Source organism: Pseudoduganella sp. OTU4001, assembly GCF_038440195.1.
GTDB lineage: Bacteria > Pseudomonadota > Gammaproteobacteria > Burkholderiales > Burkholderiaceae_D > Rugamonas.
The window spans coordinates 277,473-298,849 of record NZ_JASATG010000001.1 but is presented as its reverse complement, the minus strand read 5'-3'; the positions used below and the strand labels follow the sequence as shown (position 1 = coordinate 298,849).

The following is a 21,377-nucleotide window of genomic DNA, read 5'->3' as shown; positions in this document are numbered from 1 at the left end:
TGTGCCCCCCCATTCATTTTCGTCTATGTCGATCGCGGCTACTGTCGCTGTTCGTCCGTCGCCATGCCTGTGCGTTTTGCGGGCAGGACTTGTTGCGTCCGCGCTGGCCGTGGCGGCCTGGGGCGGCGTGCTGCCGCTGGCGGCGGCAGCGCTGGCCAGCCTGCGGCGGCCAGCCAATTGCACCCGCCTTGATATTTCCGGTGTCGGAGAAATCCGGCTGACGGTATACCAGCAACAGTGCCGGGCGCAACTGCTGGGCGATTGCACGGTCTGGCCGGGCGCGGTCTTGCTGCACGCCGAGCTGGAGGACGGCAGGCGCCTGTGGCTGGTCTTGCTGCGCGACTCGGTGGCCAGTGGCGACTGGCGCCGGCTGCAGGCGGCGGTGCGGGCGCAGCTGCAAATAATTTGAACCAACAACGCGGGGCGAGGTCTATGAAGGCGGACCCAGATCGTGAGCTGGTGGAGCGGGCCCGGGCTGGGGAGCGGGCGGCGTTCGACCTGCTGGTGGCGCGCTACCAGCGCCGCCTGCTGCGGCTGGTGTTGCGGCTGCTGCGCGACCCGGCGGAGGCGGAAGATGTGGTGCAGGAGACTTTCCTGAAAGCTTACCGGGCGCTGCCACGGTTCCGGGGCGAGGCGGCCTTTTTCACCTGGCTGTACCGGATTGCGGTAAACGGGGCGCGCAACGCCATCCTGCGGCGCCGCCAGCGCAGCGGGCCGCAGGGGATCGCGCCCTCCCAGGCGCCGGCCCAGCCGCCCGAGATCGGCACGCCGGAGTCCATGCTGCTCAGCAAGCAAGTGATGCAGGCGATCGATGCCGCCCTAGAGGCCTTGCCTCTGGAATTGCGCACCGCCATCGTGCTGCGGGAAATTGAGGGCTTGAGTTATGAGGAAATTGCGCAAATCATGGAGTGTCCGATGGGAACCGTGCGCAGCCGTTTGTTCCGGGCGCGCGAATCCATCGCGCGGCGGCTGCGGCCTTTGCTCGATTTGCCGGTCGATAAACGTTGGTGAGGGGAGGGGTGATGATTGTGCTGCCGGATGAGGATGGCTTGCCAGTAGGCGAACAGGTGAATGCGCTGATCGGGGACGCCTTGCGCGAGAGCGTGGCCGACGCCGAGCTGAGTCCTGGCTTTGCCGCCCGGCTGGCGGCGGCACTGGATGCGGCTGGCGGTGCTGCGGTCGCGCCAGCGCAGGAGCCGGCGCCGGTGGCAGGGCAGTGCGCGGACACGGTTGCGGCATCCTCTTGAAAACCGTCAATCGAACCGCAACATATCGTCACAAAATCACGCGCCCTTTTCGGGGCAAGCTGATTTATATTGCTCCTACTTCATTTACTTTCACAGATCGCAACCATGAAAAAAACCATGATTTCTGCGCTGGTATTGAGTGCAGCTTCCCTCGGCCTGCCAGCCATGACCGGCCTGACCCCTGTATATGCCGCCGCCGCGCCCGCGATTGCCGGTTTGCCCGATTTTGCCGACCTGGTTGAGCGGGTCGGCCCTTCGGTGGTCAATATCCGCACCACCGAACGTATCACCCAGAAGGATGTCGATGCGGCCGGCCAGGCTGACGAGATGCAGGAATTCCTGCGCCGCTTCTTCGGCGGCCAGATCCCGCGCGGCCAGACCCCGCGCCGCCGCAACCTGCCGACCCCGGGCCAGGAAGTCCAGCGCGGCATCGGTTCCGGCTTCATCGTCTCGGCCGACGGCTATGTGCTGACCAATGCCCACGTGGTCGATGGCGCGGACGAGGTCTATGTGACCATGACCGACAAGCGCGAATTCAAGGCCAAAGTGCTGGGCGCCGACGCGCGCGCCGACGTGGCTGTATTGAAGATTGACGCCAGCAAGCTGCCATTCCTGACCGTCGGCGACCCGAACAAGTCGCGCGTGGGCGAGTGGGTGATCGCCATCGGCTCCCCGTTCAACCTGGAAAACACCGTCACCTCCGGCATCATCTCGGCCAAGGCGCGCGACACTGGCGACCTGCTGCCGCTGATCCAGAGCGACGTCGCGGTCAACCCGGGCAATTCGGGCGGCCCGCTGATCAACCTGAAAGGCGAGGTGATCGGCATCAATTCGCAGATCGCCACCCTGTCCGGCGGCTATAACGGCATTTCCTTTGCGATCCCGATTGACGAGGCGATGCGCGTGGCCGACCAGCTGAAGAAGTCCGGCAAAGTGACCCGCGGCCGCCTGGGCGTGCAGATCGGCGAACTGAACAAGGATGTCGCCGAGTCGCTGGGCCTGAAGAACAACAAGGGCGCCGAAGTGACCCTGATCGAACCGGGCAGCCCGGCCGACAAGGGCGGCCTGCGGGTGGGCGACGTGGTCCTCAAGTACAACGGCAAGGACGTCGACCGTTTCGCCGACCTGACCCGCATGGTGCTGGGCACCACGCCGGGCAGCAAGGCCACCCTGACCGTGTGGCGCAAGGGGGCGCCGACCGACCTGCAAGTCACGGTAGGCGAGGCCGATCCGGACAACAAGGTCGCCAGCAAGTCAGGCGGCAAGCGTGGCGAGCAGAAGGGCAGTGCGACACCGGCCTCCGCCGCCAACGCACTTGGTTTCGTGGTCAGCGACCTTACAGCGGCGCAAAAACGCGAGCTGGGCGTGACCGGCGGCGTGATCGTCGAGGACACCGAAGGTGCGGCCGAACTGGCCGGCCTGCGCCAGGGCGATATCCTGCTGATGCTGAATAACCAGGACATCGTGGACGCCAAGCAGTTCAACGCTGCCGTCGCCAAGCTGGACCCGAAGCGGGCAGCCGCCGTGCTGGTGCGCCGCGGCAACCAGGCCCAGCACTTCTCGCTGCGCCCGATGCCAGCCGCCAAGTAAGCCGCAGCACTCCCGCGCCGCCGCGCGTTTGTCGCCCCGCAAGGCGGCAAGCCCGTGGCGGCGTTACATTTGGCTATCAGCCGCCAGGGAGCCAAAAATGTCCATGCTTGAGTTTGACAACTACCATGTGCGCGCCGAAGATGAATCTATTCGCACCAGGGTGACAAAGTGGAAAAGGATTCAGAGGCCATCTTGCAGCGCCTGGATCGGGAAATGGCCACGAAGGCTGACCTCGAAAGGGCGGTTGCCACGCTGATCAAATGGATGATGGGCTCGCTATTCGGCTCCATGGCGCTCATGATCACGGTTATGACGTTCGTCATGAATTACGCGCCGCCACCGCAGGGGCGATTTGCCAAGCCGGAGCCGGTAGCCGTCGCGGCTGCACCGGTGACGGCCCAGCCGCCGGCCATCATTATCAACATCCCGCCCGGCGCGCTACAATGGCAGCCCGCGCCCGAGGGGGCGCAGCCAAGCCAACGCAAGCACTGATGCATTTCACCCTCTACTCCCGCTCCTACTGCCACCTGTGCGACGACATGCTGGCCGCCCTGAACGCCCTGCAAACCCCGGAACAGCCCTTCACCGTCGAAGTGATCGACGTGGATGCCGACGAAGCCCTGGTGGCGCGTTTCGACGAGCTGGTGCCGGTGCTGTTTGCCGGCCTGGACGAGCCGGAGCTGTGCCACTACTTCCTGGATGAGGCCAAAGTACGGGCCGTGTTGTCGAAATAATTGTTTTTCTCACAACCCCTCTCTAGAAAACCGGCTTTCCCCTCTGAAATCCGGTAAAATGCCGGGGGTTACCCTTGCATTGATTTCCATAAAAAGGCGCTCGAGCGCCTTTTTGTTATAGCTCGCTTCGATTTTTAATGAATAACATTCGCAATTTCTCCATCATCGCCCACATCGACCACGGCAAGTCCACGCTGGCAGACCGCATCATCCAGCTGTGCGGCGGCCTGTCCGACCGCGAGATGGAAGCGCAGGTCCTCGACTCCATGGACCTGGAACGTGAACGCGGCATCACCATCAAAGCCCAGACCGCAGCCCTGAAGTACAAGGCGCGCAATGGCGAGATCTACAACCTGAACCTGATCGACACCCCGGGCCACGTCGACTTCTCCTATGAAGTCAGCCGTTCCCTGTCGGCCTGCGAAGGCGCGCTGCTGGTGGTCGACGCGTCGCAGGGCGTGGAAGCGCAAACCGTGGCCAACTGCTACACCGCGCTCGACCTGGGCGTGGAAGTGGTGCCGGTGCTGAACAAGATCGACCTGCCGAACGCCGACCCGCCAACCGCCATCGCGGAAATCGAAGACGTGATCGGTATCGAAGCGGGCGACGCCGTCCATTGCTCGGCCAAGACCGGCCTGGGCGTGGAAGACGTGCTGGAATCCATCATCGCCAAGGTGCCGCCGCCAAAGGGCGACCCTGAAGCGCCGCTGCAAGCCCTGATCATCGACTCCTGGTACGACGCCTACGTGGGCGTGGTGATGCTGGTGCGCGTGGTGAACGGCACCCTGAAGCAGAAGGAGCGCATCAGCATGATGGCTACCGGCGCGACGCAGCTGGTGGACGACGTCGGCATCTTCTCGCCGCGCTCGGTCTCGCTGCCGCAGCTGTCCGCCGGCCAGGTAGGCTTCGTCATCGCCGGCATCAAGGAACTGAAGGCCGCCCGCGTCGGCGACACCATCACCCACGAGAAAAACGGCGCCCCGGCGCCGCTGCCAGGCTTCAAGGAAGTGCAGCCGCAGGTGTTCGCCGGCCTGTTCCCGGTGGAAGCCAACCAGTACGACGCCCTGCGCGACTCGCTGGAAAAGCTGAAGCTGAACGACGCCGCCCTGATGTTCGAGCCGGAAGTATCGCAAGCGCTGGGCTTCGGCTTCCGCTGCGGCTTCCTGGGCCTGCTGCACATGGAAATCGTGCAGGAACGCCTGGAGCGCGAATTCGACCAGGACCTGATCACCACCGCACCGACCGTGGTGTACGAGGTTGAGAAGCGCGACGGTTCCGTGATCTTCGTCGACAACCCGTCGCGCATGCCGGACCCGAGCCACATCAACGAAGTGCGCGAGCCGATCGTGACCGTCAACCTGTACATGCCGCAAGAGTATGTCGGTTCCGTGATCACCCTGTGTATCGCCAAGCGCGGCATCCAGATGGACATGGCCTACCACGGCCGCCAGGTCAAGCTGGTGTACGAAATGCCGATGGCCGAGATCGTGCTGGACTTCTTCGACAAGCTGAAGTCGACCTCGCGCGGCTACGCCTCGATGGACTACGAGTTCAAGGAAAACCGCGCCGCCGACGTGGTCAAGGTCGACATGCTGATCAACAGCGAAAAAGTCGACGCGCTGGCCATCATCGTGCACCGCGCCAACGCGCCATACCGCGGCCGCGCCGTGGCCGCCAAGATGCGCGAACTGATCCCGCGCCAGATGTTCGACGTGGCGATCCAAGCCGCGATCGGCTCCAACATCATCTCGCGTGAAAACGTGAAAGCGATGCGCAAGAACGTCCTGGCCAAGTGCTACGGCGGCGACATCAGCCGTAAGCGCAAGCTGCTGGAGAAGCAGAAAGCAGGTAAGAAGCGCATGAAGCAAGTGGGCTCGGTCGAGATCCCACAAGAAGCATTCCTGGCCATCCTTCAAGTGGAAGAGAAATGACATTGCAAGCCATCCTGGGCAATTTCGCACTAATCCTGTTCGTCCTGATGGTGGTGACCGGGATCATCTGGGTCCTCGATGTAGCGGTGTTGGCCAAGCAGCGCCGCGCCGCCGCCGACAGGGCGCTGGCCGAATACGACGAGCGCATGGCGCGCTCGGCCGCCAACGGCATCCGCATGGACGAGCAGGGCAACGCCCGCTCCAGGCTGGAAGCGGACATCCTGCGCCAGCCGACCTGGATCGAATATTCGGGCAGCTTCTTCCCGGTGATTGCGCTGGTGTTCTTCCTGCGCTCTTTCCTGTGGGAGCCGTTCAAGATCCCATCGTCGTCGATGGTGCCGACCCTGCTGGTGGGCGACCTGATCCTGGTGAACAAGTACACCTACGGCATTCGCCTGCCCATCCTCAACAAGAAGGTGGTGCAGCTGAACGACCCGCAACGCGGCGACGTGATGGTGTTCAAATATCCGAAGGATATGAGCCAGGATTACATCAAGCGGGTGATTGGTGTGCCCGGTGATAAAATTGTTTATCAAAACAAGCGCTTAACCGTGAACGGCCAGGAAGTCGGCTACACCCCGATGGAAGACTACCTGGAAGAGGGCACTCTTACTTACCAGAAACAGTTCACCGAACAGCTGGGCAATGTCCAGCATCGCATTCTCAATAATGAGAAGGCGCCGGCGGTGATCCTGGGCCAGGTGGAAGATTTCCCGGGCCGCGAAGCATGCAGCTACAACTACGAAGGCTTTTCGTGTGTAGTGCCTGAAGGAAATTACTTTATGATGGGCGATAATCGGGACAATAGTGCCGACAGCCGTATCTGGGGTTTCGTACCGGACAGGAACATCGTAGGCAAAGCCTTCTTCGTCTGGATGAACCTCGGTAATTTCAATTTCGATCGACTTGGCGGCATCCGCTAAGCAGACAAGGGGAAGAGATTTATGCAAAAGCAGCGTCAAAGCGGTATCAGCCTGGTAGGCCTGATTGTCGTCATCGCGATCCTGGGTTGTATTGGCTTGCTGGGCATGCAGATTTTCCCCACGTATATGGAATACCGCGCCATCCAGAATGCGATTGAGCGCGCCAAGAAGGACGGCGGCGGTTCGGTCAAGGATATCCAGGACTCCTTCAACAAGAGTGCCGAGGTGGGCTATATCAGCGCCATCAGCGGCCGCGACCTGATGATCGAGCGCCAGGGTGGCGAGTTCGAGATCAGCTTCGCCTACGAGAAGAAGATCCCCCTGGTCGGCCCGGCCAGCCTCCTGATGGAGTACGAGGGCACCACCGCCAAGGCGGGCGTGAAAAAGAAAGCTGAATAATACGTGATGAATTTACAGTTATTGCAAACCAGATTGGGCTACACGTTCCAGGATGCTGGATTGCTCCAGCAGGCCCTGACGCACCGTAGCCACAGCAGTTTGCATAACGAACGTCTGGAATTCCTGGGCGACTCCATCCTGAACTGTGTGGTCGCCGCGATCCTGTACGAACGCTTCAACTCCCTCGACGAGGGCGACCTGTCGCGCGTGCGCGCCAACCTGGTCAAGCAGCAATCCCTGTTTGAAATCGCCCAAAAGCTGGAGCTGTCGCAGTTCCTGCGCCTGGGCGAGGGCGAACTGAAGTCGGGCGGTTTCCGCCGCCCATCGATCCTGGCAGATACCCTGGAAGCCCTGCTGGGCGCGGTATACCTGGACGGCGGTTTCGACAAGGCCGCGGCCGTGGTGCGCGCCTTCTACATCCCGATCCTCGATTCGGTCGATGTGCAGACCCTGGGCAAGGACGCCAAGACCCTGCTGCAGGAATTCCTGCAATCGAAGAAAATCTCGCTGCCGCTGTACAACGTGGTCGCCACCCATGGCGCCGCGCACAGCCAGGAATTCGAGATCGAGTGCCTGGTGCCCAAGCTGGGCATCCAGGTCTTCGGACGCGGCGGCAGCCGCCGCGCCGGCGAGCAGGCCGCCGCCAAGCTGGCCCTGGAAGTCGCGGAAGAAGCACTGAAGAAGGCCCCGGCCGCCGGCCGCAAGCCACGCCAGCGCTCCCCGCAGCTCAAGCTGGCCGGCATTGCCACGGTCCAGAGCGACACGGCAGCTGAAAAAAAGCTGGCCAAACAATAAACGAATAGAGTTTGATCATGACTACCGCACCTACTCCCGCCGGCTTCCGCTGCGGTTACATTGCCATTGTCGGCCGCCCGAACGTCGGCAAGTCGACCCTGATGAACACCCTGATCGGCGCCAAGGTCAGCATCACCTCGCGCAAGGCGCAGACCACGCGCCACCGCATCACCGGCATCCAGACCGTGAACGATGCCCAGTTCATCTACGTCGACACGCCAGGCTTCCAGACGCGCCACTCGAACGCGCTGAACAAGACCCTGAACAAGACGGTGACCAACACCCTGGAATCGTCCGATGTGATCCTGTTCATCGTGGAAGCCGGCACCTTCGGCCCGGCCGACGAGCAAGTGATGAACCTGCTGCCGAAGAACGTACCGGTGCTGCTGGTGATCAACAAGTCCGACCGCGTGAAGGACAAGGCCGTGCTGATGCCGTTTGCCCAGCAAGTGGCTGCCAAGTTCCCGTTTGCCGCGATTGTGCCGGTCAGCGCCAAGCTGCGCTTCCAGCTCGACGGCCTGCAAAACGAGATCAAGAAGCACCTGCCGGAAAACGAACCGATCTTCGGCGAAGACGACATCACCGACCGCAGCGAGAAATTCCTCGCGTCCGAGATCGTGCGCGAGAAGCTGTTCCGCTTTGTCGGCGACGAACTGCCGTACACCAGCACCGTACTGATCGAAAAGTTCGAACAGGAAGGCAACCTGCGCCGCATTTTCGCCGCCATCCTGGTGGAACGCGACGGCCACAAGTCCATGATCATCGGCAATAAGGGCGCCCGCCTGAAAGAGGTCAGCACCCAAGCCCGCCTCGACATGGAAAAACTGTTCGGCGGCCCGGTCTACCTCGAGATCTGGGTCAAGGTTAAATCCGGCTGGGCCGACAACGAAGCCGGCCTGCGCGCCTACGGCTACGAGTAATTTTTGTCGCCCCGGGGTCAGGAACAAAAGTGGACAAAATTTGCCGTGATGGAAGAGAACTCCATTAATGTTCCTGCCGGGGCGCCGGACCGCCCCAAATCAGACATTTCTCCCCCGCCGGCACAAAGGCGGCGGGCGCCGGGGCAGCAGCGTACGGTCGGTACGCGTGTTGGCGAGCAGCCGGCGTTCGTGCTGCATAGCTATCCTTACAAAGAAACCTCCCTGATCATCGAGCTGTTCACGCGCGATTTTGGCCGTGTGGCGCTGATCGCGAAGGGCGCCAAGCGTCCGCATTCGCAGCTGCGCGGGGTGCTGCAGACCTTCCAGCCGCTGACTACCGGCTGGACAGGCAAGAATGAATTGCGCACGCTGACCGACGCCGATTGGGTCGGCGGCATGCGCCCGCTCGAAAAGACCGCGCTGCTGTGCGGCTTCTACCTGAACGAGCTGCTGGTCAAACTAACCGCGCGCGATGATGCGCATCCCAAGCTGTTCGACCACTACGTCTCGACCCTCAACCAGCTGGCCCATAACGAACCCGCGCCCATCGTGCTGCGCAAGTTCGAAATGGCGCTGTTGAAGGAGACGGGCGTGGCGGCAGACCTCACCCGCTGCACGGTCACGCGCACAAAAGTCCTGCACGATGTACATTACGTGGTGGATCCCGAGCGCGGCCCACGTCCAGAACGTGCCGACGACAGCGCGCCGCGCGTCGCCGGCAAAACCCTTCTGGACATGGAGCGCGAGGATTACACCGACCCGGCCACGCAGGCGCAAAGCAAGCAGCTGATGCGCTACCTGCTGTCCTGGCACCTTGGCGGCGCGCCATTGAACACGCGCCAAATATTGATCGATTTGCTGCAACTTTAAGAAAAAATATGAGCTTCCTGTCACCCTCCGGCACTGTCGTTGATCTCGGCGTGAATATCGACCACGTCGCCACCCTGCGCAACGCGCGCGGCACCGTGTATCCGGACCCGATCCGCGCCGCGCTGCTGGCCGAACAGGCCGGCGCCGACTGCATCACCCTGCACCTGCGCGAAGACCGCCGCCATATCAAGGATGCCGACGTGATCGCGCTGGCGCCGCAATTGGTCACCCGCATGAACCTGGAAGCCGCCGTGACCCAGGAAATGATCGACTTCGCTTGCCGTATCAATCCGGCCGACGTCTGCCTGGTACCGGAAAAACGCACCGAGATCACCACAGAAGGCGGCCTGGACGTGGTGCGCTTCCACAAGGAAGTGGAAGCCGCGGTGAAGCAGCTGCAAGCGCAAGGCATCCGCGTCTCCCTGTTCATCGACGCCGATGAAGAGCAGATCAAGGCCGCAGCCGTCGTCGGCGCGCCGGTGATCGAGCTGCACACCGGCGCTTACGCCGATGCGGAAGGGGACGCGCAAGCGCGCGAACTGCAGCGCATCAAGGATGGCGTGCGCTGGGGCGTGCAGAATGGCCTGAAGGTCAACGCCGGCCACGGCCTGCACTACACCAACGTGCAGGCGATTGCCGCCATTCCGGACATCGCTGAACTGAACATCGGCCACGCCATCGTGGCGCATTCGATCTTCGCCGGCTGGGAAAACGCCGTACGCGAGATGAAGGCCATCATGGTGTCGACCCGCCTGGGCGCCAAATGATCTACGGCATCGGCACCGATGTTTGCAAAGTGCCACGCATCGCCGCCGCGCTGGAACGCAGCGGCGAACGCTTCGCCCGCAAGATCCTTGGTCCCGAAGAATTCGCGGTCTACCAGGAGCGCCGCGAGCGCAGTGCCGTGCGTGGCATCCGCTATGCGGCCACGCGCTTCGCTGCCAAGGAAGCCTTCTCCAAGGCGCTCGGCCTGGGCCTGCGCTTTCCGATGACCTGGCATACCGCCCAGCTGCTGAATGATGATTTGGGCAAGCCCTACATCGCCTGCAGCGGCGCGCTGGGCGAGTTCATGTTGCAGAACGCGCTGGTCGCCCATATCTCGGTCAGCGATGAAGAGGATTACGCGGTCGCCTATGCGATCGTCGAGCGAGCGAATGACTGAAGAAACACAAGACCCACGCGAACAGGTACTGGCCACGGTTGCCAAGCTGCCAAACCTGCCCGGCGTGTACCGCTACTTCGATGCCGAAGACAAGGTGCTCTACGTGGGCAAGGCGCGCGACCTGAAAAAGCGCGTCTCCAGCTACTTCCAGAAGAATCTATCGAGCCCGCGCATTGCGCTGATGGTCGAGCGCATCGCGCGCCTCGAAACCACCGTCACGCGCAGCGAAGCCGAAGCCCTGATCCTGGAAAATAACCTGATCAAGGCCCTGCAGCCGCGCTACAACATCCTGTTCCGCGACGATAAGAGCTACCCATACCTGAAGCTGACCGGCGACGAGATCCCGCGCATGGTCTATTACCGTGGCTCGGTGGACCGCAAGCACCAGTACTTCGGTCCCTTCCCATCGTCGTGGGCAGTGAAGGAATCGATGCAGATCCTGCAGAAGGTGTTCATGCTGCGCACCTGCGAGGACAGCGTGTACATGAACCGCACGCGCCCCTGCCTGCTGCACCAGATCGGCCGCTGCAGCGGTCCTTGCGTGGGCCTGATCGCGGCCGAGGACTACCGCAATGACGTCAACAACGCCGCACGCTTCCTGCGCGGCCGCCAGTCGGAGGTGATGGAGGAACTGGAACAGAAGATGCTCGCCTACGCCTCCGAGCTGAAGTTCGAGCAGGCGGCGGTGGTGCGCAACCGCATCCAGTCGCTGTCGAAGGTGCTGCACCAGCAGTCGATGGAGACCACCGGCGACCAGGATGTCGATATCCTGGCCGTGGTAGTGCAGGGCGGTCGCGCCTGCGTCAACCTGGCCATGGTGCGCGGCGGGCGCCATCTGGGCGACCGTGCCTATTTCCCAACGCATGTGATGGATGCGGAAGTGGTGGCGGAGCGCCCGATCGAAGAGGAGGTGCTGGCGGCTTTCCTGGTGCAGCATTACGTCGATAAATCGATTCCCGGCACGTTGATCCTGAATATCGAATTCGACCAGCCGGAATTGATCCTGGCGCTGCAGGAGCAGTGCGGCCATCGTATCCACCTGGTGTTCCAGCCGCAGGGCCAGCGCCGCCAGTGGCAGGAACTGGCGCAGAAGGGCGCCGAGATTTCGCTGGCGCGGCTGCTGTCGGAGCAGGGCTCGCAGCAGGCGCGTACCCGCGCGCTGGCCGAGGTGCTGGCGCTGGAGAACGAGGACCTCGATACGCTGCGCGTGGAGTGCTTCGACATTTCTCACACGGCGGGCGAGGCGACGCAGGCTTCCTGCGTGGTGTTCCATCATCACCAGATGCAGAACGGCGAATACCGCCGCTATAACATCAATGACATCACGCCCGGCGACGACTACGCCGCGATGCGGCAGGTGCTGACGCGCCGCTACGAAAAGGTGGCTGGCGGTGATGGCGTCATGCCCGACGTTGTGCTGATCGACGGCGGCAAGGGCCAGGTTGAAATGGCGCGCCAGGTGTTCGTTGAACTGGGGCTGGATATCAGCCTGATCGTCGGCGTGGCGAAAGGCGAGGGCAGGCGGGTTGGCCTGGAGACGCTGGTGTTCGTCGATGGCCGCGAACCCCAAGAACTGGGCAAGGAATCGGCCGCCCTGATGCTGGTCGCCATGATCCGCGATGAGGCGCACCGCTTTGCCATCACTGGCATGCGCGCCAAGCGGGCCAAGACGCGCCAGACCTCGCGGCTGGAGGAGATCGAAGGCATCGGCGCCAAACGCCGCCAGAAGCTGCTGGCGCGCTTTGGCGGGCTGAAAGGCGTGATGAACGCCAGTGTCGAGGATTTGAAGTCGGTGGAGGGCATTTCCGACACGCTGGCTGAGGAAATCTACAAGCAGCTGCACTAAACTGGCATTGCCCCCGCCGCCGTTATACACTAGCGGCGCGTCATTACAATTCTTATACACCGCATATGCCTTTCAACATACCGATCCTGCTGACCTGGTTGCGCGTCGCGCTGATTCCCCTGGTCGTAGGCGTGTTCTACTTCCCGGACACCTGGCTCTCCGCCCATGAACGCAATTTCACCGCCACCGCGATCTTCATCGTAGCCGCCGTCACCGACTGGTTCGACGGCTTCCTGGCCCGGCGCTGGAACCAGACATCGGCATTTGGCGCTTTCCTCGACCCCGTAGCCGACAAGCTGATGGTCGCCGCAGCCCTGCTGGTGATCGTCAACCTGCGCCAGGACCCCTGGCACCCAATCCTGGCCCTGGTCATCATCGGCCGCGAAATCACGATTTCCGCCCTGCGCGAGTGGATGGCCCAAATCGGCGCCTCCAAATCCGTGGCAGTGCACTCCATCGGCAAGATCAAAACCGCGGCCCAGATGACCGCCATCCCGCTGCTGCTGTACCAGGACGTGCTGTTCGGCGCCATCGACACCCGCGTGATCGGCCACATGCTGCTGTGGGTTGCCAGTGTACTGACCGTGTGGTCCATGTTCTACTACCTCAAGAAGGCCTGGCCATTGATCAAGGAACGTTCCGGTTCGTTGACGTAAATAACAATGTTGCCCCTTGACAGCCAGTTTGGATCATCTATAATGCTGGCCTGCTGTTGATGACAACGCAGCGATGCGAAGCGGGAGTAGCTCAGTTGGTAGAGCGCAACCTTGCCAAGGTTGAGGTCGAGAGTTCGAGACTCTTCTCCCGCTCCAAAAGTCATCAGCAAGTGCGATAACGTCGCACTGGAAATATGAGAATGTTTCTGCGATAATGCGGTTCCTCTGAAATGCGGGAGTAGCTCAGTTGGTAGAGCGCAACCTTGCCAAGGTTGAGGTCGAGAGTTCGAGACTCTTCTCCCGCTCCAGTTCACTGGAGCAGCAGTAAAAGTAGTAAAGTTGAAATTCACTCCAAGCGGGAGTAGCTCAGTTGGTAGAGCGCAACCTTGCCAAGGTTGAGGTCGAGAGTTCGAGACTCTTCTCCCGCTCCAAGTATTTCAAACCCAATGCGGGAATAGCTCAGTTGGTAGAGCGCAACCTTGCCAAGGTTGAGGTCGAGAGTTCGAGACTCTTTTCCCGCTCCAGAATTCCAAGAGAACGCGATCTGCCGCGACTCTGAACACCCCTTCGGCGGGGTAGCAAAATGGTTATGCAGCGGCCTGCAAAGCCGTCTACGCCGGTTCGATTCCGGCCCTCGCCTCCAGAAGAATGAAAAATCCCTGCCTCGGCGGGGATTTTTCATTTTCGGCGTCGATTTTTGCGTAATTTGCACCGTTGGTGAAACAGTCATGGAAAAGCCCGTCAAAACTCCCCAAGAAGCGCTCAAGCTGATCGCGGCCACCTGGCGCCGCTCGGCCGGCTTCCTCACCAGTATCGAGGTATGGCTGATGGTGCTGGTGGCGGCCGCGATGGTCGGCGGCGCTTTCCTCGCCGCCATGGGCGACGTCCGCAGCTTGCTGGCAATTGGATTCGCAGTCGGCTACCTGGTGCTGCGGCCTGTACTGCACGCCAAAGGCATTCTCAGCTGGCCGTTTATTTGAGAAGTTTGCGTAGCGCATTTTTGTGGGCAATTGGCAAAGCAGTTAGAATGCCAAAAAATTCACAAAAGGCGACGTATGAAATCTGTCATTGCACTGCTGCTGGCCGCAACCATGTCCACCTCCGCGCTGGCGGACAATCCAAATCCCGATGCAAACCAGGTCCAGGCCGCCCATAAGCTGCTGACCGCCATGCAGGCCGAGAAGATGCTGCGCATGAAGGCTGGCATGAGCCGTTACGCGACGCCGCAAGAACGTGACCGCATCATGGGCAAGGTGATGGCCACCCCGTCGGAATACGTCTATACGAAAATGGCCAAGCCAGTGGCCCGCTTACTAAGCCCGGAAACGGTGGTCGAAATGACGCGCTTTTACGAGTCCACGTACGGCAAGAAGGTTTTGGACAGCATCTACAACAGCGGCGCCCAACTCTATCCGACCATGCCGAAGGCGACGAAGTCGGAGCAGGCTGAATTGAAGAAGCCGGCCTACCTCAAGGCCGACCAGGAGTTCAAAGCGAATGAACGGGCCATTCAGCAGGAAACGTTCCTACTGCTTAAAGAGATCGCGAAGACTAAATAAGTTATCGCGTGCCGCGGCTGGCTGAAAAACGGCGGCGCAGAAGCCTGAACAATCCACCAATGACCGGCAGTTTTTGGAACAGCTCTTCGGCTGCATCCCAATAGTCGCGGTGTGCGCACACGAAACCGTCAGGGCTGAAGGTGATATGTGAAGCGCCTTCCACCGTATAGGGCTTGCCAAGCAGCTGGAATTCGAAGACCCAGGTGACGAATGCCTGTTCGCCCTGAAGCAGGCGCTCGCGGATGATAAAGCGTGGCGCATTGGTGGACTCGAACATGTGCTCGAAGATGCGCTGAATTGCGGGCGTTCCCACAACGTCATTGAAGGGATCGCGAAAGGAAGCATTTGCGGCGTAGAACTCCCCAACGCGACTGACGTTTTGCGGCGCCAGGTTTTCATACCAGTCCAAAAGCTTGTCGAGTGCTGGCTTCATGTTTTAATCAGTTGACCTATGAGAGCGAAGCGAAGCCTGTAGGGAAGCATCCGCACCAATTTAACGAGCAGGGTAAAGCGCCAAGGGAAGTGTATCTCGAAGCGTCCTGCAGCAATGCCGCGCAAGATGACCGACGCTGCGTCGTCCGGCGTTTGTAGGGCCGGCATGTGGAAGTCGTTGCGCGCTGTCAGCTGGGTACTGACGAAGCCTGGGTTAATCAGGTACACATCAAGGCCGCGTGGCCGCAGGTCGCTATAGAGAATCTCGGCGAGGTTGATCAAGGCTGCCTTGCTGGGGCCATACACGCTTGCCTTGGGCAGGCCGATCCAGCCCGCTACGCTGGCGACAATCGCGATGCCGCCCGTGCCGCGCTCCAGCATGTCGGGCAGGATGGCGGCCAGTCCCGCGTAGAGGCTGCCCAGGTTGACCCCCAGTGTGCGCCTTGAGCCGCTGGGCGTGACTTCCCAAATGCGTTCGGGGCGATACTCCGCCGCGCAGAATATAACCAGGTCAACACCGCCCATGCGCTGCCGGATCTGGCAGTGCGCATCGCTCCAGGATTGCTCGTCGAGTACGTCGAAAGCAATGGCAAACGCATCGGGGCGGCCGCCGGCAACGGCCTGCAGCTGTTCTTCGCGGCGCGCCGACAGCGCAACCTTCGCTCCGGCATTCAATGCCTGGCTGGCGATCGAGGCGCCGATCCCGCTGGATGCGCCGATAATCCAGAGCCGCTTGCCGTGCCAGTCTTCAATCGGTCGATTCAAGGGGAACATGATCTTTTTCTAAACATTAAAGTCACCTGGCCAAGTTCGATGCCGAACTTGCGCATGCTGGCGCGATTCATCATGGTGCAGCCGTCGATCAGGAACATCCAATCGTCGAAATGCATTTCGTACGTCGTGCCGTCCACCGGTAACAGCAAGGTGTACTGCCAGCGGAACGCATTGCCGGCTACTTCACCATGCGCTTCGCCTTTGACATCGCCCGCAGTCCCTCGCCAGAGGCCGCCGGCTTGCGGCTCCAGGCGCCAAACGCGGCGCTGGGTGCTGCCATCGTCGTACTTGAATCGTTCGTCCAATTGCAGCGCGTCGCCGACTTTGCTGCCTTCAATCTCGACATGGAAGCGCTTGACGACCTCGCCGCCACGCTTCTGGAACATTCCCCAGGCATCGGTCGTGCCGCTAAAGAATTCGTCAACGGCGAGTTTGGGTTGGACGTGCGCGTAGTGCTGCACGTCATTTCCCGCACATGCCGTCAGTAGCAGGGCAAGGCAAATCGCTAATTTCTTCACGGGTCCTCCTGAGCGAAAACATGGCCGCAAGCTTCAATAGGCAGGGCAGGCCGGCATAGATGGCGACCAATAGCGGGCTCGCTCCGTTGCCCGGCTGGTAGCCAAATGCTGCCAGCAGCGGTAGTGACAGCCCGCTCAAGGCCAGGGCCAGCTTGCCAAGCAAGGTGTAGAAACTGAAGTAGAGCGCTTTGCCGGGAGCCTCGCTGATGGCCTGGGCAAACAGCACGGATGGGAGAGCGAGGTCGGCGCCGAGCGCCGCACCGGCCGCCACGCACACGAAAAAGAAAGGCATGGAATCACCCGGCCCCAGCAGGGATGTGCCGGCGAATGCGCCAATGGCCATCAGCATGCCGAGCTGCCAGGCCTTGGCCGTGCCGATGCGCTTGGCGAGGCGGACCCAGAGCGGCAGGCAGCACATCGCGGCGGCGAAATATGCGACCAGGAAGATGGCGCCTAGTTCGGGTGCTTGCAGTTGGTCGCGGATATAGAGCATCACCAGCGTCGCCGGCAGGGACACCGAAAGTGCGTTGAGCAGGTAAGGCGGCAGCAAGCGCATGAAGCGGCGGTTGGTGGAGACGGCGCGTAAGGCCTTTCCCCACTGCGTTGCAGGTCGCCCGGTTGGCTTCCATGCCGGTGCGCCGGACAGCAGGGCCGCCACGGCAATGAAGAGCAGCGTGGCGAAGCCCGCGCTGTACCAGCCCATGCTTGATGCAACCTGGCTGGCATCGCCCGCCATCACGGCGGCCGGAATCGCGCTGGCCAGCAATACGCCGACCAGGCCCGCTCCCTCGCGCCACGCTGCAGGGCCGAGCAGGACATGTGCGCGTGCCTGGGGGCCATCCAGGCTTGCGCCCCAGGCGAGGTAAGCGATGGACAGGAAGCTGTGGGCGCTATACACCAGGACGAGTGCTATGCCCAGCCAGGTGATGGAAGCGGCCGGGCCGCTGGGTGGCATCCAAAGGCCGGCGAAGGCAAGTGCGAAGACCGCAGTTGCGCCGATCAACCACGCGTTCAAGCGGCGCCCAGGGCGATCAATCAAGAGTCCCAGCAGGGGCTCCTGGACGGTGTCGAACAAGCGTGCCGCAAACAGCACCCAGCCCAGTTGCGCCAGGCCTGCGCCATGGAGCAGGGCATAGTAAGCGGGGACGTGGACGTACACAGGCAGTGCCGCCATCGCAAGCGGAAGCCCAAGCAGGCCATAGGCCATATAGCGTGCGGTCAGGGCGCTCACCGCTGGCCTCCCAGCAATTGACGCCGCAAGGCCTGGTCGCGGCTCGCTTCATGCAGCCAGATGCCGAAAAAGGCGCGCGCCAACTGCTGATCGGGGATGTCGGCCACCAGTTTACGTGGGTCATACAGGCGCATGCCATAGCCGGGCAGGTTCACGCCAATCAACTGGTCGCCAGCCGCGACATCAATGAATGCCTTGCGCAGCTGGGCTTCCCATTTTTCGAGCATGGACGAATCGGATGGCGCAGTGCCCAGGCGGCGCATTTCATCGAGGCTGGTCTGTACCAGGCGTTCACGGCTGATGCTGCGGTGGTAGGTCAGTTGTAAAGCGAAGCGTGCCGTCTGGTCGAATGGTTGCTGCCCGCTCCACAAGGCTGCGTTGTAGATGCGCAGGCCGAACCAGCGCAGCTCACCGCTGCCGATGGTGACCGCCCCCGGCAGCTCATCGCGCCAGTTGCCTGTAGCTTCGCCGCCCCGCACAGGCTGGGTAGCGGCCAACAGCAGGAACAAGACGGCGTGGACCAGCTTAAAGCACAGCCGGTTTCGCCAACAGGAATTGGACAACATTGGTGCGTCCCTCGTCGAATGCGGCCTCGCAATAAGCGAAATACAGGTGCCAGATACGCTGGAAGTGGGTGTCGAAGCCTTGCGCGCTGATCTCCTGGCGCTTTGCGCCGCATTCCTTGTCCCAGCGCCGCAGGGTTTCGGCGTAGTCCTTGCCAAATGCGTGGATATCCTGTGTCGCGAGGCCGGCGCGCGCTGCCTGCTGGATGAAGCGTTCCACGCTTGGCAGCATCCCGCCGGGGAAAATGTATTGCTGAATGAAGTCGGTGCTGCTGCGATAGCGTTCAAAGTGCCGCTCGCCGATCGTAATCGACTGCACCAGTGCCTTGCCGCCTGGCCGCAGCCGGCGCGAGACGGCCTTGAAATAGTCGGGCCAGTACTGTTCGCCGACCGCTTCAAACATTTCGATCGATACGACGGCATCGTAGTCGCCATCGATATCGCGATAGTCGCGCAGCTCAAGCTCTACCCGGTCATCCAGGCCCTGGGCGGAGATTCTCTGCTTTGCATGCTTCAGCTGGGAGGGCGAAATGGTCAGCCCATGCACGTGGATGCCCTGTTGCGCCGCCTGCTCGGCGAACCCGCCCCAGCCGCACCCGATTTCCAGCACCCGCATGCCTGCCCGTAAGCCGAGCGTGTCGATGATGCGCTGGTACTTGCGCGTCTGCGCCTCTCGCAGCGGCAGCGTGAAGTCGCCGTCGAACAAGGCGCTTGAGTAGGTCCAGCTTGGATCAAGCCAGAGCGCGTAAAAGTCGTTGCCCAGGTCGTAGTGCGCGTGGATATTGCGCTTGCTCCCGGCGCGCGTATTCGGGCGCAGCAAGTGGCGAAAGCGATACCAGCAGCGCGCCAATGCGCCGCCAAAGAACGCTGGTTCGAGTGCTTGCTCATTACGCAGCGCGAGGCGCAGCAGGCCGGTAAGGTCCGGGCTGTCGACCCATCCAGCGCCATAGGCTTCGGCGAAGCCGATGTCGCCAGAGCGCAGGATGCGCGAGCATGCTCGCCAATCGTTCACCTTCAGCGTGGCGCCGTGCGGCGTATGGACGTCGCCAAACTCCATGCGGGTTCCGTCCGGCGTCACCAGGGTCAGGTGGCCGTGCTGGATGCGCCCCAGCAAAGACAGGAAAAGCTTGGCGCCTTGTGGTGCTGCCAGCTGGCGGATCGATAAGGTATGGTTCATTGCTGGACTTCCTCTTGCAGGGTAATGTTTTTATGGCCATCCATTCCGAAGAAAGGCACGCCCTTGCACCAAAGGCGAAACGCTTGCCAATGGATGCGTACCACGATGCCGACCGTCAGCAATGGCTGGCGCAACAGGGCCTTCAACAGCGCACTGTCGCTGCATGGCTGCGGCTTGCCACTGATAGCGGTCTTGAGCAGCAGCCCATCGCCGTCGTGGTAGTCGATCTTTGTCAAATGGTTGCGGTTCCCCAGGCGGAAGCGGAAGCGATATTCGCCCTCCACCTGGCAGAAGGGCGAGACGTGGAGGCGCTTGACGCATGCTGCCTGGCCATCGTGCGCAACGGGCTGCAACAGGTAGCAGTGGCTCTGGCCAAAGGTGTTATTGACCTCGGCCAGCACGGCTTTCAAGGTGCCTTGCGCATCGTGGCAGTGCCAGAAATTCACCGGGTTGAAGGAAATTCCTGCGATGCGGGGGAAAGTCTGGAGCCAGATTTCACCTTCGGCGCTGACACCTTGTTCATGCAGCAGCCGCCGCATCCAGGCCTCCAGGCTGCTGCCATCGCGCGGCCCGTAATCGCGTGTGCGGATCGATACCAGGCGCGGTGTGTCGACCCCGAACCAGCGCGATGTGCATTGGTCGAGCCGTGCCACGTCCAGCCGCAGGTAGAACACGGGATAGCTGAAACGGTTGCGGCGAGGGCGCAAGCGGTCATGCATCACCAGGCCTTGGACCAGCTCAATGGGAGCGCGGGCGTTCATGGCAGGACAGTCCAATCCGGCGCGGCAGCGAAAGCCTGGGCCACCCGCAAGGCGGATTTCAGCCCGTCCTCGTGGAAGCCATAACCGGTCCACGCCCCCGCATGCCATACCTGGCGCTGTCCCTGGATCGACTGCAAGCGCTGTTGCGCATCGATGGTGGACTGGTCCATGATGGGATGCTCGTACTCGAAGCGCGCCTGCACTTTCCCATCGGCTGGGGCTTGCTGGGGATTCAGCGTGACGATCACCGGCGTTTTGAAGGGCAGGCTTTGCAGCTGGTTCAGCCAGTAGCTGACGCAGACAGGGCGCTGGCCATCGTGCAGTTCGCCGGACAGGTAATTCCAGGCGGACCACAGCTTGCGCCGGCGCGGCATCAGCTTTTCGTCCGTGTGCAGCCAGGCCGTGTTGGACTGGTAGCGTACGCCGCCGAGAATATCGCGCTCTTCGGCACTGGCATCCGCGAGCAGGGCCAGCGAGGTTGGGGCGTGGGTGGCCAGGACCACAGCGTCAAACGTTTCCGCGCCAGCCGCGCTATGCACCGAGACCTTGCCGCCACTGCGCTCAATCGATACGACTGGCGTGTTGAGGCGGCAATCCGGCAAGCTTGCCGCAATCCGGCGCACGTATTCGCGCGCGCCGCCTTGCACCGTGCGCCACTGCGGGCGGTCGTTGACCTGCAACAGTGCGTGATTGAGGCAGAAGCGCAAGAAGGTCGCGGCCGGGAATTTGAGGATGTCGGCCGGTGTGCTGGACCAGATCGAGGCTGCCATCGGCAACAGGTAGGCGTCGCGGAACATCGCACCGTAAGCATTCTCCTGCAGCAGTTCACCGAGCGAGACCGGCTTGCCGTGGACTTGCGCCAGATAGCGCTGCGAATTGCGGTTGAAGTGCAAGATGTTTGCCACCATGCGGATGAAGGCGGGCGACAGGAGACGGAAGCGCTGGGCGAACAAGGTATCCAGGCTGGTTCCCGCCCATTCGAGGGCGCCGTCATCCACCGAGACGGCAAACGACATGTCGCTGGCGATACTCGCTACGTCCAGTTCGCGCAACAGTTCTATAAAGTTGGGGTAGGTGCGCTCGTTAAATACGAGGAAGCCGGTATCGACGCCGCAGGTAATGCCCTCGAGCGTGACGTCGACGGTGTTGGTATGGCCGCCAAGGTACGCGCCAGCTTCAAACAGGACTACATCATGGCGGCGGTTCAGGAAATAGGCCGAAGCCAGGCCGGAAATGCCGGCGCCGATGACTGCAATTCGTTGATGTGTCTGGTTCATTATTAGCTGGTG

General features: G+C 61.7%; 26 protein-coding genes and 5 tRNA genes. 23 read left to right on the top strand and 8 right to left on the bottom strand.

Annotated features, from left to right (window positions below; all coding sequences use genetic code 11):
• Positions 1-76: 76 nt before the first annotated feature.
• The 23 genes from AAHE99_RS01315 to AAHE99_RS01205 all read left to right on the top strand — a co-directional run bounded on the left by AAHE99_RS01315 (position 77) and on the right by AAHE99_RS01205 (position 14,632).
• The gene (locus AAHE99_RS01315) at positions 77-409 is read left to right on the top strand and encodes a protein YgfX (RefSeq protein ID WP_342113586.1); all 333 of its coding nucleotides are present in this window, start codon (positions 77-79) and stop codon (positions 407-409) included.
• A 23-nt stretch (positions 410-432) separates the two neighbouring features.
• Entirely contained in the window at positions 433-1,011 is a 579-nt protein-coding gene (gene rpoE, locus AAHE99_RS01310; protein WP_342113585.1) for an RNA polymerase sigma factor RpoE, read from the top strand.
• A gap of 11 nt (positions 1,012-1,022) precedes the next feature.
• On the top strand, positions 1,023-1,247 hold the full coding sequence (locus tag AAHE99_RS01305) for a hypothetical protein (RefSeq protein WP_342113584.1): 225 nt from the start codon (positions 1,023-1,025) through the stop codon (positions 1,245-1,247).
• Positions 1,248-1,352: 105 nt separating this feature from the next.
• Positions 1,353-2,837 (top strand): DegQ family serine endoprotease, encoded by a 1,485-nt coding sequence (locus AAHE99_RS01300; RefSeq protein ID WP_342113583.1) that lies wholly within the window; start codon positions 1,353-1,355, stop codon positions 2,835-2,837.
• 192 nt (positions 2,838-3,029) lie between these two features.
• The gene (locus AAHE99_RS01295) at positions 3,030-3,329 is read left to right on the top strand and encodes a hypothetical protein (RefSeq protein WP_342113582.1); all 300 of its coding nucleotides are present in this window, start codon (positions 3,030-3,032) and stop codon (positions 3,327-3,329) included.
• Positions 3,329-3,571, top strand: a complete 243-nt coding sequence (locus tag AAHE99_RS01290; protein ID WP_342113581.1) for a glutaredoxin family protein — start codon at positions 3,329-3,331, stop codon at positions 3,569-3,571. The genes AAHE99_RS01295 and AAHE99_RS01290 overlap by 1 nt, the downstream gene beginning before the upstream one ends.
• A 137-nt stretch (positions 3,572-3,708) precedes the next feature.
• Complete coding sequence (gene lepA / locus AAHE99_RS01285) at positions 3,709-5,502, top strand: translation elongation factor 4 (protein WP_342113580.1); 1,794 nt, start codon at positions 3,709-3,711, stop codon at positions 5,500-5,502.
• Positions 5,499-6,425, top strand: coding sequence for a signal peptidase I (lepB, locus tag AAHE99_RS01280; RefSeq protein ID WP_342113579.1), 927 nt, complete (start codon positions 5,499-5,501; stop codon positions 6,423-6,425). Before lepA ends, lepB begins: the two co-directional genes overlap by 4 nt.
• A 21-nt stretch (positions 6,426-6,446) precedes the next feature.
• Positions 6,447-6,824 (top strand): DUF4845 domain-containing protein, encoded by a 378-nt coding sequence (locus tag AAHE99_RS01275; protein WP_342113578.1) that lies wholly within the window; start codon positions 6,447-6,449, stop codon positions 6,822-6,824.
• 6 nt (positions 6,825-6,830) lie between these two features.
• Positions 6,831-7,619 carry a ribonuclease III gene (gene rnc / locus AAHE99_RS01270; protein WP_342113577.1) on the top strand — a complete coding sequence of 263 codons (789 nt, stop codon included), beginning with the start codon at positions 6,831-6,833 and terminating at the stop codon, positions 7,617-7,619.
• 17 nt (positions 7,620-7,636) lie between these two features.
• Positions 7,637-8,539 carry a GTPase Era gene (gene era / locus AAHE99_RS01265; protein ID WP_342113576.1) on the top strand — a complete coding sequence of 301 codons (903 nt, stop codon included), beginning with the start codon at positions 7,637-7,639 and terminating at the stop codon, positions 8,537-8,539.
• A 48-nt stretch (positions 8,540-8,587) separates the two neighbouring features.
• A complete protein-coding gene (gene recO, locus AAHE99_RS01260) occupies positions 8,588-9,409 on the top strand; it encodes a DNA repair protein RecO (RefSeq protein ID WP_342113575.1) in 822 nt (273 codons plus the stop codon).
• 8 nt (positions 9,410-9,417) lie between these two features.
• On the top strand, positions 9,418-10,176 hold the full coding sequence (gene pdxJ, locus AAHE99_RS01255) for a pyridoxine 5'-phosphate synthase (protein WP_342113574.1): 759 nt from the start codon (positions 9,418-9,420) through the stop codon (positions 10,174-10,176).
• On the top strand, positions 10,173-10,571 hold the full coding sequence (acpS, locus tag AAHE99_RS01250; RefSeq protein WP_342113573.1) for a holo-ACP synthase: 399 nt from the start codon (positions 10,173-10,175) through the stop codon (positions 10,569-10,571). Before pdxJ ends, acpS begins: the two co-directional genes overlap by 4 nt.
• Entirely contained in the window at positions 10,564-12,417 is a 1,854-nt protein-coding gene (gene uvrC, locus AAHE99_RS01245) for an excinuclease ABC subunit UvrC (protein ID WP_342113572.1), read from the top strand. The genes acpS and uvrC overlap by 8 nt, the downstream gene beginning before the upstream one ends.
• A gap of 65 nt (positions 12,418-12,482) precedes the next feature.
• Positions 12,483-13,073, top strand: a complete 591-nt coding sequence (gene pgsA / locus AAHE99_RS01240) for a CDP-diacylglycerol--glycerol-3-phosphate 3-phosphatidyltransferase (protein WP_342113571.1) — start codon at positions 12,483-12,485, stop codon at positions 13,071-13,073.
• Between the two features lie 80 nt (positions 13,074-13,153).
• Positions 13,154-13,229, top strand: a tRNA-Gly gene (locus tag AAHE99_RS01235).
• A gap of 76 nt (positions 13,230-13,305) precedes the next feature.
• Positions 13,306-13,381: transfer RNA gene (locus tag AAHE99_RS01230), tRNA-Gly, on the top strand.
• Between the two features lie 47 nt (positions 13,382-13,428).
• Positions 13,429-13,504, top strand: a tRNA-Gly gene (locus AAHE99_RS01225).
• 17 nt (positions 13,505-13,521) lie between these two features.
• Positions 13,522-13,597, top strand: a tRNA-Gly gene (locus tag AAHE99_RS01220).
• Positions 13,598-13,642: 45 nt separating this feature from the next.
• Positions 13,643-13,716: transfer RNA gene (locus tag AAHE99_RS01215), tRNA-Cys, on the top strand.
• Between the two features lie 85 nt (positions 13,717-13,801).
• Positions 13,802-14,053 carry a hypothetical protein gene (locus AAHE99_RS01210; RefSeq protein ID WP_342113570.1) on the top strand — a complete coding sequence of 84 codons (252 nt, stop codon included), beginning with the start codon at positions 13,802-13,804 and terminating at the stop codon, positions 14,051-14,053.
• Between the two features lie 75 nt (positions 14,054-14,128).
• Positions 14,129-14,632: a hypothetical protein gene (locus AAHE99_RS01205; RefSeq protein ID WP_342113569.1), complete on the top strand. Its 504-nt coding sequence runs from the start codon at positions 14,129-14,131 to the stop codon at positions 14,630-14,632.
• A 1-nt stretch (position 14,633) separates the two neighbouring features.
• Here the strand turns inward: AAHE99_RS01205 and AAHE99_RS01200 are convergent, their stop codons facing one another.
• Genes AAHE99_RS01200 through AAHE99_RS01165 form a run of 8 tightly spaced genes read right to left on the bottom strand, consistent with a single transcriptional unit; the run spans position 14,634 to position 21,365 of the window.
• Complete coding sequence (locus tag AAHE99_RS01200; protein WP_342113568.1) at positions 14,634-15,065, bottom strand: nuclear transport factor 2 family protein; 432 nt, start codon at positions 15,063-15,065, stop codon at positions 14,634-14,636.
• Positions 15,062-15,838 carry an SDR family NAD(P)-dependent oxidoreductase gene (locus tag AAHE99_RS01195; RefSeq protein WP_342113567.1) on the bottom strand — a complete coding sequence of 259 codons (777 nt, stop codon included), beginning with the start codon at positions 15,836-15,838 and terminating at the stop codon, positions 15,062-15,064. The genes AAHE99_RS01200 and AAHE99_RS01195 overlap by 4 nt, the downstream gene beginning before the upstream one ends.
• Positions 15,826-16,356, bottom strand: a complete 531-nt coding sequence (locus AAHE99_RS01190) for a DUF3833 domain-containing protein (protein ID WP_342113565.1) — start codon at positions 16,354-16,356, stop codon at positions 15,826-15,828. The genes AAHE99_RS01195 and AAHE99_RS01190 overlap by 13 nt, the downstream gene beginning before the upstream one ends.
• Positions 16,301-17,563 (bottom strand): MFS transporter, encoded by a 1,263-nt coding sequence (locus AAHE99_RS01185; protein ID WP_446728884.1) that lies wholly within the window; start codon positions 17,561-17,563, stop codon positions 16,301-16,303. Before AAHE99_RS01185 ends, AAHE99_RS01190 begins: the two co-directional genes overlap by 56 nt.
• A gap of 20 nt (positions 17,564-17,583) precedes the next feature.
• On the bottom strand, positions 17,584-18,096 hold the full coding sequence (locus AAHE99_RS01180) for a chalcone isomerase family protein (RefSeq protein ID WP_342113563.1): 513 nt from the start codon (positions 18,094-18,096) through the stop codon (positions 17,584-17,586).
• A gap of 16 nt (positions 18,097-18,112) precedes the next feature.
• Entirely contained in the window at positions 18,113-19,327 is a 1,215-nt protein-coding gene (locus AAHE99_RS01175) for a cyclopropane-fatty-acyl-phospholipid synthase family protein (protein WP_342113562.1), read from the bottom strand.
• A complete protein-coding gene (locus AAHE99_RS01170; RefSeq protein ID WP_342113559.1) occupies positions 19,324-20,088 on the bottom strand; it encodes a DUF1365 domain-containing protein in 765 nt (254 codons plus the stop codon). Before AAHE99_RS01170 ends, AAHE99_RS01175 begins: the two co-directional genes overlap by 4 nt.
• Positions 20,085-21,365, bottom strand: a complete 1,281-nt coding sequence (locus AAHE99_RS01165; RefSeq protein WP_342113556.1) for an NAD(P)/FAD-dependent oxidoreductase — start codon at positions 21,363-21,365, stop codon at positions 20,085-20,087. The genes AAHE99_RS01170 and AAHE99_RS01165 overlap by 4 nt, the downstream gene beginning before the upstream one ends.
• Between the last annotated feature and the right edge of the window lie 12 nt (positions 21,366-21,377).